The following is an 11361-nucleotide window of genomic DNA, read 5'->3' on the forward strand; positions in this document are numbered from 1 at the left end:
TTCGGTGTGTACGGCGGATGTCGCGCGAGGGAGAAGAGGGTCGGTTGTGGTGATTCGAGTCGCGTCGGTGCCTGCGTCGCACGTCTACGTCCGGCACCTCGCCTGCCCGGAGGGCGACGACGTGATCCGGTTGACGGATCCGGTTCCCGCCGACGGCCGCAAGGTTCCCGGGGGCTGGTGGCCGCCGTTGATGCTCGAACCGGGCTGGGTGAGCGACCACCACGAGGAATTCGACGTCTTCCACATCCATTTCGGATTCGACGCGATCGGCGCGGAGCAGCTGCAGGACGTCGTCGCCGAACTCGCCGAGCACGACAAGCCTCTCGTGTACACGGTGCACGACCTGCGGAACCCGCACCACCCCACCCCCGGTGAGCACCACAAGCAACTCGACGTGCTGATTCCGGCCGCGGACGAACTGATCACCCTCACGCCGGGCGCCGCCGAGCGGATCCGTCTGCGCTGGGGCCGGGAGGCGACGGTCCTGCCGCATCCGCACGTCGTCGAACAGCACTGGCTCGAGCGACCGCGTCGCGACGAAAGTCCGTTCGTCGTGGGAGTCCACGCGAAGAGCCTGCGCGCGAACATGGATCTGTTCCTGGTGCTCGACACGCTGGCCGAGACCGTGCGCTCGCTACCCGATGCGGTGTTGCAGATCAACGTGCACGATGAGATCTTCGATCCCGACAATGCGTACTGGTACAACCCGGAAGCCGGTTCCCGCATCCTGCAGTACGGCGAGCAACCCCAGGTGGACGTGCGGGTGCATCCGTACTTCTCCGACGACGAACTGTGGCAGTACCTCTCGGATCTGTCGGTGTCGGTGCTGCCCTACCGTTTCGGAACCCATTCGGGTTGGCTCGAGGCGTGTTTCGACCTCGGCACCGCTGTGATCGCGCCGAGTTGCGGCTTCTACGGCGAGCAGCGTCGGTGCGGGGTGTACACCTACGACGAGGACACCTTCGAAGCCGACTCGCTCGATCGTTGCGTGCGAGAACTGTACGAGAGCAGGGATCTTCCGCGAGCCGACTGGTCGCAACGTATGGACGAACGTCGCGCGCTGGCCCGCGCCCATCGCGATATCTACCTGCGCGCGATGAGCAGCCGGAGCAGATCATGACGCCGTTGCGCATCGCACTCGTCGCGTCGAACAGATATCCGATCCGCCAGCCCTTCGCCGGCGGACTCGAAGCGCACGTGTGGCATCTCGCTCACGCGCTCGGCAAGGACGGCCACGAGGTGACGCTCTTCGCCGCACCCGGATCCGATCCGGAACTTCCGGCCTCGTTCCTCGAGGGGCCGTCCTTCGAGGTCAGCGAACTCGCACGCAGCGACGTGTCGATGCCCCCGTCGAACGGCTTCCTCGGCGACCACCACGCCTACCTGTCGCTGATGCTCGATCTCGCCGGACCGTCCGCCGATGCCTTCGACGTCGTGCACAACCACAGCCTGCACTACCTGCCGATAGCGATGGCCCGCATGTTGCACACCCCGCTGCTCTGCACGCTGCACACGCCGCCGACGCCGTGGCTCGAGTCGGCGATGGCGACTCCGGGTGGGTGCCCGGGCACGTTCGTCGCGGTCAGCCGGCACACCGCGACGGCCTGGGAACACGTCACGCCCGGTCCGGTGGCGGTCGTGCCCAACGGTGTCGATCTCGGAGCGTGGCCGGTCGGTTCGGGAGGTGAGGATCTGATCTGGTTCGGCCGCCTCGTGCCGGAGAAGGGCGCGCATCTCGCGATCGAGGCCGCGCGCCGGGTCGGTTACCGGCTGCGGATCGCGGGCCCGATCAGCAACCGGGGGTACTTCGCGGAACACGTCGAACCGTTCCTCGGTCCCGACGTGATCTATCTCGGTCATCTTTCCCAGCCGGATCTCGCTGCCGCGGTAGGACGTTCGGCAGCAGCACTCATCACCCCGCAATGGGACGAACCGTACGGGCTCGTCGTCGCCGAGTCCCTGGCATGCGGGACACCCGTGGTGGCCTTCGCGCGCGGCGGCATCCCGGAGGTCGTCGACGAGAGCAGCGGATGCCTGGTCGCGCCGGACGACATCAACGGCCTGGCCGAGGCGGTACCCCGCGCTGTCGGTCTGTCCCGTGCCTCCGCCCGAGCCCGCGCGGAGGAGCGTTGTTCGGAACGCACGATGGTCGATGCCTACGTCTCGCTGTATCGGGAACTCGCGGGAGCGGCATGATCGGCTACTACATCCATCACCACGGGCACGGACACCGCACCCGCGCGAGCAGCATCTGCGCGGATCTGCGGACGCCGGTGACGGCATTGTCGTCGGCGCCGCTCGGCACTGCCGCCGACGCCTTCGACGACGTCGTGCTGCTCCCCCGCGACGACCTCGCCGTCGACACCGCGCAGGACACGACGGCCCACGACGTCCTCCACTGGGTTCCCACCCACGACGACGGTCTCCGCGAACGCATGCACGCGCTGGGGTCGTGGATCGCCGCGACCCGCCCGAGCCTGCTGGTAGTGGATGTGTCGGTGGAGGTGACGCTCCTCGCCCGCTTGTACGGGATCCCCGTCGTGGTGCTCGCGATGCCGGGCGAGCGCACCGATACCGCCCACACGCTGGCCTATCGCGTCGCCGACCATCTCATCGCACCGTGGTCGCAGGACGTCTACGATCCGCACTGGCTGCGCTCGTACGCCACCTCGTACGTCGGCGGGATCAGCCGTTTCGACGGACGCCCGTCTCCCACCCGCACAGCCGGTGAGAAGCCGAGGGTACTCGTCATGAGCGGCAGCGGCGGATCGTCGATCACCGTCGACGATCTGCACCGGTTCTCGTCACGCTACCCCCAGTACGTGTGGGAGGGTCTCGGTGTCGCGGGCGGCCCGTGGGTCGACGATCCGTGGCCCGTCCTCACCGGCGCCGACGTCGTGATCGGGCATGCGGGCCAGAACACCGTCGCCGACATCGCGGCCGCCGCGCGACCTGCGGTCGTGATCGCCGAACCCCGTCCGTTCGACGAACAGCGTTCCACCGCAACGGCTTTGGAGAAGTCCGGACTGGCGGTGGGTCTCGACGGGTGGCCCGACCCGGACCGCTGGCCCGAACTGATCGAGCGAGCACGCGGCCTCGACCCCGTCGAATGGAAACGCTGGCAGGTCGACGGTGCCGCGGCGCGCGCGGCGGCGATCCTGGACGACCTAGCGGAGCGATCGTGACCGTCTCGGTCGTCACGGTCGCCGCAGGTCGCAGCACGCATCTGCGACGCCAACTCGACGGCCTCGCACGCAGCACCCGGACACCTGACGAGCACATCGTTGTCGCGATGGGTGACCCGGAGGTCACGGAGGTCGTCGCCACGGCCGGCTCGTCGGCGCGAGTGGTGGACATGGACGTCGACTCCGCGAAACTGCCGGTCGGAGAGGCACGGAATCTGGGCGCGCGGACGGCGTCGTCGGATCTGTTCGTCTTCCTCGACGTCGACTGCATTCCGGCTCCCGACCTGATCGAACGGTACGCCGAGGCGGCCGGCCGGCACCCGGCTGCGCTGCTCAACGGTCCGGTCACCTATCTGTCCGAACCGGGCGCCGACGGCTACGACCTCGACCGGCTGGGCGACGCGATCGATCCGCATCCGGCCCGTCCGTTCCCCTCCTCGGGTGAGATCGTGCTGGACGATAGACACGAAATGTTCTGGTCGCTGTCGTTCGCGTCCCGGTCGCTCGTGTGGGACCGCATCGGCGGGTTCTGCACCGCATACAGCGGATACGGCGGCGAGGACACCGATTTCGGACAGAAGGCCGCCCGTGCCGGAGTCCCGATGGCCTGGGTCGGCGGCGCCCATGCCTTCCACCAGTACCACCCGGTGTCGAGCCCGCCGGTCGAGCATCTCGACGACATCCTCACCAATGCCGCGCTGTTCCACCGGCGTTGGGGGTGGTGGCCGATGCGGGGGTGGCTCGACGAGTTCGAGCGGACGGGACTCGTCTCCTTCGACCCCGACACGCAGCGGTGGACGAAGGTGCGGACGACCGGCCCGTGAAGACTTTTCGTTCCGTGTGCTAATTTCGGCACCGTCATTGCGACGACGCACGAGGAAGTCGGTGTGATTCCGGCGCGGTCCCGCCACTGTGACCGGTAGAGCGATCTCCGGGAGCCAGATACTCACGTCGCCGTACCTCCTTGCCCGGGGCGGACTTCCCCGAGAGAGGGTGTAATCGCCGTGCGTGTACGCGCAGCCTTCCCGAAGCTCCTTGTCGCGTTGACCTCCTCGAGCCTTCTGCTCGCCGGATGTTCGACGGCGGGTTCCGACACCGAGAACGACGCCTCGGACGAGTGCATCACCGACTTCGATGCCTCGGTCGACTACTTTCCCGACAAGTCCGAGATAGTCGACGCCGATTTCGAAGCCGTGGTCGCGCAGGCGGCCGACGCCCCGACCTGGCTCGTGGGTGGCGGCGTCGGCGGGTTCACCGCGGGGCTGGCCGGACTCGGCCGCGCCGGTGTGGTGATCGTCGCGGCGCTCGGGGCCACCGTGTTCCCCTTCAATGCCGTCACGGCCATCGTGGGGGCGCCCGTGGTCATCGCCGTCCTGATTCGTTCACGGCGTGGAACACTGGGAGCGGCACTGTGACCTCCACCGGCGTGGAACTACGCGATCCGACCATCGGCCACGCCCGTCGTCGTGCCTTCCGTGGCAGGACGGTCACGGAGATCGCTTCGAAGGTGAACGTTGCTCGACGGGGTGAACTCGTCGACGTGCTCGGACGCCTGGCGCGCGAGCAGAATCTGGCGGTCGTCATGTCCACCCACGAACTCGAACTCGCACTACGGGTGTCCGACCGGATGTGGCTGCTCGAAGCAGACCGCACACTGACATGCGACACTCCCGCTGCTCTCGCCGAATCCGGCCGTATCGGAGCGGAGTTCGATCGCGGACGCATGCGGTTCGGTCCTCGTAGGATGGTGTTCGACCTGGAAGCGGAGGACAGCCGTGTCTGATGCGATCGGGGTTCTCGAGCGAATCGCCGTATGGAGCCCGTACTTCCGCGTGAGTACCGGACCTGCCGACGACAGATGGCGTCCCACCGCAGATCTGGCCGCCCCCGCGACCCGCGACGCTCTGGTGGCCGATACTGCCGCGCGGATGGACACCGACGAACCGCGCGTGGCGGCATCGACCCTCTTCTTCGGATACGTCGCACGCGTGTGGTCGGTGGCGATCGGTTCCGTCGTCGACTCCGGACGATGCATCCGGCTCGATCCCGAGCAACTCTTGTGGCGGAACGACGCCGGACTGCACCTGCACATCACCGAACCCGGATTCGGCGACGACATCGTGACGGAAGTCCTCGACCGGCAGATCGAACCTCTCGTCCATGCGTGGCGCGACGTGGTCGCGGCCGGCCTGTTGTGGGGCAACGCGGCATCCGCTCTGATCGGTGCCGGTCGGGTGATCGGTTCCGATGCACAGCCTCTCGTCGATGACCTTCTGTCCGATCCGCGTCTCGCGGACACTGCGGACCCGGCGACCGGCCGTCGCCGTAGTTGCTGTCTTTACTACCGCACACCCACCGGCGGGGTCTGCGGCGACTGCGTCTTCCCCACCCCGCCGGACGACCGCTCGAAGGAGATGCCGTGACAGTCGTGTTCGATCCCGAGAACTATTGGAACGACATGTGGTTCGGTCTGCTCATCGAAGGCTCGGCACTGGAGGTCGCGGCCCCGAACGCACCGAAGAAGATCGGGATGTACGACGGGTACGTCACCGTCGACTTCGGTCGGTGGCACTTCCATCTCTGCATCGGCGAACACACCGCGAGTGGGCCGGAACTCGGCCGGATCCGCCGCTGCAGTCGCGCCGAGTTGTACCGCAGGATCGGCAGGGACGACACCGTCACCTCCTGGGGTCTGCGCATGTTCAACGGCCGGGACGAGCAGATGCTCACGATCATGCTGCCCACCCCGTTTCTCACCAACACCCAGCGACTGACGGAGGAACCGGTCTGGGAGCACCTCGAGGCGTGGGACCGCATCCGCGGAATTTCTGGGGCTGGAACCCGATCCACGCGATCGCACAGGTAGGGGCTTCCGGCACACATGAGTGTGAAGCCGGGCGCCGACCGAGGTCCGGCGCGGAGCGGTCCGTCCGCGAAGGCAGAACGCGCCCGGTCACCGGGCGGCCTCGATGTCGACCGACCGGTGGGGCAGGACCAGCGGTGTGCCTGCGACGGGATCGGTGATCACAGTGGCCTCCACACCGAAGACGTCGCGCACCATCTCGGAAGTGATGACTTCGCTGGGCGGTCCGGCGGTCACCAGCGTCCCCGCTCGCATCGCCACAAGGTGATGGGCATAGCGACTGGCCATGTTGAGATCGTGCAACACCAGCACGATGGTGCGTCCGAGCCGGTGGTTGAGGGAAGCGAGCAGATCGAGCACCTCGATCTGATGGGCCAGGTCGAGGAAGGTCGTGGGCTCGTCGAGCAGCATGATGTCGGGATCCTGGGCCAACGCCAGCGCGATCCACACGCGTTGGCGTTGGCCACCGGACAGTTCTTCGATCGGGCTCTCGGCCAGCTGGTCGACGCCGGTCGCCGCCAGTGCGGCAGCCACCGCCCGCTCGTCTTCGGCACTCCACTGTCGGAACCACCGTTGATGGGGATGCCGGCCCCGGCCGACGAGATCGGCGACGGTGATGCCGTCCGGGGCAAGGGGCTGCTGCGGCAGCAGACCGAGGGCGCGGGCCAGTGTGCGCGCCGGCATCTCGGTGAGCTCGGTACCGTCCAGAAGGACTCGGCCGTGCTGCGGCGACAACAGGCGGGCCAGGCCCCGCAACAGCGTCGACTTGCCGCACCCGTTGGGTCCGACGATCGCCGTGATACGGCCGGCAGGCAGGCTCGTGCTCACCTGGTCGACGATCAGCGAGGATCCGTAGCCCAGGCTGAGCTGCTCGGTCGTCAACGAGACCGACCGGATCGCGTGTGCTGGCTGTGGTGTCATCCGGCGGCTCCGATGCGGTGGGCGCGGGCGAGGAGATAGAGCAGGACCGGCGCTCCGAGGATCGCCGTGAGGACTCCGACGGGCATCTCCGACGGCGCGAAAATCGAACGGCCCGCCAGATCGGCGCCGACCACCAGAAGGGCGCCGACGGCGGCAGAGGGCGCAAGGCCGATCTGCCGCTCGGCGAGGATGCGGCGAGTGATCTGCGGCGCCACCAGCGCGACGAAACCGATGGGTCCGGCAGCTGCGGTCGCCATCGCGGCGAGGACCACTGCAATCAGCAGCAACAACACCTTGCGGCCTTGACCGGCTCCGGTCAGGGTGCGGGTGAGATCGTCGCCGAGCTCGAGCAGCCGCAGGTGCCGCGACTCCACGATCAGGACCGGGACCGTCGCCGCCAGCGCGATGACAATGATGGTCACGTGCAGCCCGCTCCGATTGGCCAGGCTGCCGGTCAGCCAGGCAGCGGCACTCATGGCTCGGTGGATGTCGGAACGGGTGAGCAGATAGGAGATAGCGGAGGAAAGCATCGCCGCGACACCGATCCCGACCAGCACCAGCCGGAAGCCGTGCAGACCGCGCCGGTAAGCGATGAGCACGATCATCAGCGCAGCGAGGACCGCGCCGGCCAGCGCACCGAACACGAGCTGCAGACCGCTGCCCCCCACGACAAGCAGCACGGTCAATGCGCCCATCGCCGCCCCGGAATTGATGCCGATGATGTCGGGGCTGACGAGCGGATTGGCGGCGATGCGCTGCAATATGGCCCCCGAGAGCGCAAAAGCCGCGCCGACACCGAGCCCGGTCAGTGCCCGGGGCAGGCGGTCGCCCAGCACGACCTCGCGCTCGATGAGGGTGCCTCCGCCTCCCACGATGGTGACGGCGTCGGAAACCGAGATCGGGTACACCCCGAGGACCAAGGAAGCCGTGGCGACCGCAACGGCGGCCACGCCGGCGAGGACGGTGAGCAGCACCGAGGAGCGGCTGATCCGAAAGGAGACCGGGGTACCTCGCGGGGCCACCAGGAGCGTGTCGCGGGTTGGACCGCGGCGCACCGGCGAACTCATGTGCCGACCACCTTGCGGTTGCGGACCAGGTAGAGGAAGAACGGGGCGCCGACCAGGCCGGTGATGATCCCGACCTGCAGCTGTTCGGGTTGGACCAGGAGTCGTCCGACGATGTCGGCGATCAGCAGCAGCATGGGCGCGAGCACGATGGTCCAGGCGAGCACCCAGCGGTAGTCCGAGCCCGTGATCATCCGTGCGATATGGGGTACCACGAGCCCGATGAACCCGACCGGACCTGCGATAGCGGTGGCGCCACCCGCAAGCAGAACCACAGCGAGAGCCCCCGCGATGCGGTCGACCCACACACGGGCACCGAGGCTGCGGGCGAGATCCTCACCCAGAGCCAGAGCATTCAACGCGCGGGTCAGGCCAACAGCCAGGACGACACCGACGGCGATGAACGGCGCTACCGCGGCCAAAGCGTCACTGTCCGAACGGGTCAACGATCCCACGACCCAATAGCGGAAGTCCTCCATCGTGGAGGCGTCCTGGAGGGTGATCATCGTGGTGACCGCGCCCAGGAGCGCGGTCAACGCCGACCCGGCCAGAGCGAGCTTCACCGGCGTGGCACCACCCGGACCGAGCGAGCCGAGCATGTAGACGAAGACGGCGGCCACCGCAGCTCCTGCGAAGGCGAACCACACGTAACCGGCAGCGCTCGTGATGCCGAGACCGACCATCGCCGAAACCACCGCCAGCGCCGCGCCGGCGTTGATGCCCAACAGTCCGGGTCCCGCCAAGGGGTTGCGGGTCAGACCTTGCATCACCACGCCGGCGAGGCCGAGCGCCATCCCGGCCAGCAATCCGGTCACGGTCCGCGGGATGCGGATATATCGCACCGCACGCTCGACGTCACTGTCCGCCGAACCTGTAACGGCCCCGACCACGTCGGAGAGGCCGACCGGCAGGGTGCCGAGCAGGACCGAGCCGAGGGTCACGGCCACCAGAACAGCCGTGGCCACCGCGAGCCCGAGTAGGCGAGTACGGTTGCCGCTCAGCAGGCCGGAACGCACGACAGGCGCGCCGGCAGCCGGGGCCGGACCGTCCGCAGACCGCTCCGGGGTCGTTGCCGCCGTCGTCACCGCCTACCTCACTCGCCCCCGTCTTGTCCGGTCTCGTCCTGGATGGCCAGGTCGGGGTGCAGCAGCGAAGCCAGCAGCTCGATTGCATGGGCGATGCGGACTCCGGCGGCGCGGTCAGCGAACAGGAAGGGATGCACGGCACCGTTCTGCACCGCCGACAGGCCCGCGAGCGCCGGGTTCTGCACGATCGTCTGCGCCTCCTCGGCGCCGTCCTGGCGGGTATAGGAGGCGTCGCAGCAGGTGCTGGTCAAGATGACATCGGGGTCGCGACGGATCAGCTCTTCGAGGTCGATCGCGACGTGGCGTCGCTCGACGAGGTCGGCGAAGGCGTTCACGCCCCCGGCCTGCGCGATGATCCGGGTACCGAAGTCGATGCCACCGGCGACGCGGATGCCACCGCCCTCATCGAGTAGGACGATCGCGACGCTCGGGCGGTCCGCCCCGGCCAGCACCTGGTCGACCACCGCGATGCGCTGCTGTTGATCGGCAATGACCTCCTCGGCGCGCTCCTCGACGTCGAACAGGGCCCCGAGGTCGCGCAGGTCGTCATAGATCGTCTCGACGCTCACGGTGGCGGGGTCGATCGCCTCGTCCGACAGTCCGTCCGCGCTGGGGCACAGCGGGCTGAGGATCCAGCTCTGTATGCCGAGCCGGGTCAGACTCGCCCGCGTGCCGAAGCTCTCGTCGCCGGCGCCGTCCTCGGTGAACACGTTGTTGTACCCCGACAGGATGAAGTCGGGCCCGGTGGCCAGAAGCGCCTCACGACTGGGGAGCTTCTCGACGTACGGCACCTGCTCCTGGGCATCTGCGTACTCGGGCAACACCTGAGCATCGAGGAAGGCGGTCTCGATCAGGCGGTCGCTGATGCCCAGCGCATGCGCAATCTCGATGGCCGGCTGGTAGGCGGCATACACGCGTTCCGGTGGCGCTTCCACGGTGACGTCGATCCCGCAGTTCTCGACGGTCATGGAGTCGGCCGACGCGGCGTTCTCCTCGTCTGCGCCACATGCGCTCGCGCTGATCAGCGTCAGACATGCGGCGGCGACGCTCAGCGTCCGACGGTTCAGCGGAGTCATGCGACGGCCGTCCTTTCGATGCGCTGGGGGAATCGGCACTCGGGCCGGATCAAGGCATGGAAGGTGCGGGTCGCAGCGACCTGATCACTGATTCCCGGTGCGTGGGCGATCGCGATGGCGCGCCCTTCGACAGGATCCGGACGCCGAAGAGGTACAGCGGAGACAGAATGGGAGAGAGATGGGTGCACGGCTTCGCGCAGCCTTTCTCGGGGTAGGCCGCCCCGATGCTGAAAGGTACGAATGGGGTGAGTATCTGGCTCGCAGACGCTTGTCGAAGCGCCGCTCACAGTGGCGGTACCGCGCCGGATTCACACCGGCTTCCTCGGATCCCATCGTGATGGACGAACTGAGGCTAGCAGGAGCCGACCATGCCCGAATTCCCGGCTCGGCCGAAGTAGGAGCCGGGGGCGGTGCAGGTCGGTGATGGCGCAACGCCACTCGAACGGCGTAGCGGTTGTGTCCTGTTCGACGCCGGTACCACCGCTGTGCGGGAGACCGACGTCATCGCCCGGCCCTGTCCCGGCACCGGAGAAGAGACCCGAGGGGAATCAACGCTATCCTCGCGGCGTGGACTCACGGATGCCGGTGCTTGCGCAGGTGCGCGGTGCTGCCGTGGGGTCGGTGTCGGGGGCGGTGAGTATCGCCGCCCATGGTGTGGCCGGTGGCGGGATGCCGCCGAGCCAGTCGGCGGTGGTGTTGCTGCTGGCGGCGTGCGCCGGCGTCGGTGCCGCGGTCGCCGCCGTCACCGTGCGCGATCGGAACTGGGTGTTTCTCCTCGCGGCACTGACTGCCGGACAGGTGGTCGGGCACACCACCCTCTCGGTGGTCGACGACCACGCGCACGGGCTGGAACTGTCGCCCGCGATGATCGCCGCCCACCTTGCCGCTGTTGCGGTCTCCGCCGCTGCGGTGCGCGCCGTCGAAGGTGCGTGCCTGCACGTGTTGGGGGCGTTCACCCGCGTGATGCTGGTGCTCGTTTCTGTCCCGCCTGCGCAGACCGTGGTCTGGTCGGCGACCCCGCTCTATCGGGCGACGCTGTCGTTGTGGTTGCTGGCCGGCGCCGCCGCCGGTACCCGCGGACCGCCGACCGCGGCGTAGTCGGCCTCCCTACCCGATCCGCCTGCTGCGCCGTCCCCGGCGCGGGAGAGCACGCGATCGCCGACGGGT

The 11361-nt window shown here is 68.2% G+C and carries 13 protein-coding genes and 2 riboswitches; of the genes, 9 read left to right on the plus strand and 4 right to left on the minus strand.

Going from position 1 to position 11361, the window contains the following annotated elements; genetic code table 11:
• Nucleotides 1-49 precede the first annotated feature (49 nt).
• The 8 genes from QR64_RS13465 (at nt 50) to QR64_RS13500 (ending at nt 6051) form a co-directional block, all read left to right on the plus strand.
• Entirely contained in the window at nt 50-1120 is a 1071-nt protein-coding gene (locus QR64_RS13465) for a glycosyltransferase (protein ID WP_039585676.1), read from the plus strand.
• Nucleotides 1117-2196: a glycosyltransferase gene (locus tag QR64_RS13470; protein WP_039585502.1), complete on the plus strand. Its 1080-nt coding sequence runs from the start codon at nt 1117-1119 to the stop codon at nt 2194-2196. The genes QR64_RS13465 and QR64_RS13470 overlap by 4 nt, the downstream gene beginning before the upstream one ends.
• Nucleotides 2193-3185, plus strand: a complete 993-nt coding sequence (locus tag QR64_RS13475) for a glycosyltransferase (protein ID WP_039585504.1) — start codon at nt 2193-2195, stop codon at nt 3183-3185. The genes QR64_RS13470 and QR64_RS13475 overlap by 4 nt, the downstream gene beginning before the upstream one ends.
• The gene (locus QR64_RS13480) at nt 3182-4009 is read left to right on the plus strand and encodes a glycosyltransferase family 2 protein (RefSeq protein ID WP_039585506.1); all 828 of its coding nucleotides are present in this window, start codon (nt 3182-3184) and stop codon (nt 4007-4009) included. The genes QR64_RS13475 and QR64_RS13480 overlap by 4 nt, the downstream gene beginning before the upstream one ends.
• A 17-nt stretch (nt 4010-4026) precedes the next feature.
• A riboswitch (cobalamin riboswitch) is annotated at nt 4027-4154 on the plus strand.
• Nucleotides 4155-4189: 35 nt separating this feature from the next.
• Entirely contained in the window at nt 4190-4600 is a 411-nt protein-coding gene (locus QR64_RS27040) for a hypothetical protein (RefSeq protein WP_039585508.1), read from the plus strand.
• A complete protein-coding gene (locus QR64_RS13490; RefSeq protein ID WP_200886503.1) occupies nt 4597-4968 on the plus strand; it encodes a hypothetical protein in 372 nt (123 codons plus the stop codon). Before QR64_RS27040 ends, QR64_RS13490 begins: the two co-directional genes overlap by 4 nt.
• Nucleotides 4961-5608, plus strand: a complete 648-nt coding sequence (locus tag QR64_RS26555; protein WP_039585510.1) for a (2Fe-2S)-binding protein — start codon at nt 4961-4963, stop codon at nt 5606-5608. Before QR64_RS13490 ends, QR64_RS26555 begins: the two co-directional genes overlap by 8 nt.
• Nucleotides 5605-6051 carry a hypothetical protein gene (locus QR64_RS13500; RefSeq protein WP_006552950.1) on the plus strand — a complete coding sequence of 149 codons (447 nt, stop codon included), beginning with the start codon at nt 5605-5607 and terminating at the stop codon, nt 6049-6051. The genes QR64_RS26555 and QR64_RS13500 overlap by 4 nt, the downstream gene beginning before the upstream one ends.
• A gap of 87 nt (nt 6052-6138) precedes the next feature.
• Here the strand turns inward: QR64_RS13500 and QR64_RS13505 are convergent, their stop codons facing one another.
• From QR64_RS13505 to QR64_RS13520, 4 genes are read right to left on the minus strand one after another with little or no spacing between them, the layout of a single operon-like run.
• Nucleotides 6139-6969, minus strand: coding sequence for an ABC transporter ATP-binding protein (locus QR64_RS13505; RefSeq protein ID WP_019291075.1), 831 nt, complete (start codon nt 6967-6969; stop codon nt 6139-6141).
• Complete coding sequence (locus tag QR64_RS13510; protein WP_006552952.1) at nt 6966-8036, minus strand: FecCD family ABC transporter permease; 1071 nt, start codon at nt 8034-8036, stop codon at nt 6966-6968. The genes QR64_RS13505 and QR64_RS13510 overlap by 4 nt, the downstream gene beginning before the upstream one ends.
• Nucleotides 8033-9118, minus strand: coding sequence for a FecCD family ABC transporter permease (locus tag QR64_RS13515; RefSeq protein WP_198162527.1), 1086 nt, complete (start codon nt 9116-9118; stop codon nt 8033-8035). Before QR64_RS13515 ends, QR64_RS13510 begins: the two co-directional genes overlap by 4 nt.
• A gap of 8 nt (nt 9119-9126) precedes the next feature.
• Nucleotides 9127-10194 carry an ABC transporter substrate-binding protein gene (locus QR64_RS13520; protein WP_039585512.1) on the minus strand — a complete coding sequence of 356 codons (1068 nt, stop codon included), beginning with the start codon at nt 10192-10194 and terminating at the stop codon, nt 9127-9129.
• 247 nt (nt 10195-10441) lie between these two features.
• A riboswitch (cobalamin riboswitch) is annotated at nt 10442-10518 on the minus strand.
• A 255-nt stretch (nt 10519-10773) separates the two neighbouring features.
• Here QR64_RS13520 and QR64_RS13525 point away from each other — a divergent pair.
• The gene (locus QR64_RS13525; protein ID WP_006552955.1) at nt 10774-11292 is read left to right on the plus strand and encodes a hypothetical protein; all 519 of its coding nucleotides are present in this window, start codon (nt 10774-10776) and stop codon (nt 11290-11292) included.
• Nucleotides 11293-11361 lie beyond the last annotated feature (69 nt).

It is taken from the genome of Rhodococcus sp. Chr-9 (assembly GCF_000801125.1).
In the GTDB taxonomy this organism is placed as follows: Bacteria; Actinomycetota; Actinomycetes; order Mycobacteriales; family Mycobacteriaceae; genus Rhodococcus; species Rhodococcus pyridinivorans.

Coding starts and splice junctions, on each gene's coding strand:
- QR64_RS13470 (WP_039585502.1), top strand. CDS start 1,117: ATGACGCCGTTGCGCATCGCACTCGTCGCGTCGAACAGATATCCGATC.
- QR64_RS13475 (WP_039585504.1), top strand. CDS start 2,193: ATGATCGGCTACTACATCCATCACCACGGGCACGGACACCGCACCCGC.
- QR64_RS13505 (WP_019291075.1), bottom strand. CDS start 6,969: ATGACACCACAGCCAGCACACGCGATCCGGTCGGTCTCGTTGACGACC.
- QR64_RS13510 (WP_006552952.1), bottom strand. CDS start 8,036: ATGAGTTCGCCGGTGCGCCGCGGTCCAACCCGCGACACGCTCCTGGTG.
- QR64_RS13520 (WP_039585512.1), bottom strand. CDS start 10,194: ATGACTCCGCTGAACCGTCGGACGCTGAGCGTCGCCGCCGCATGTCTG.
- QR64_RS13525 (WP_006552955.1), top strand. CDS start 10,774: ATGCCGGTGCTTGCGCAGGTGCGCGGTGCTGCCGTGGGGTCGGTGTCG.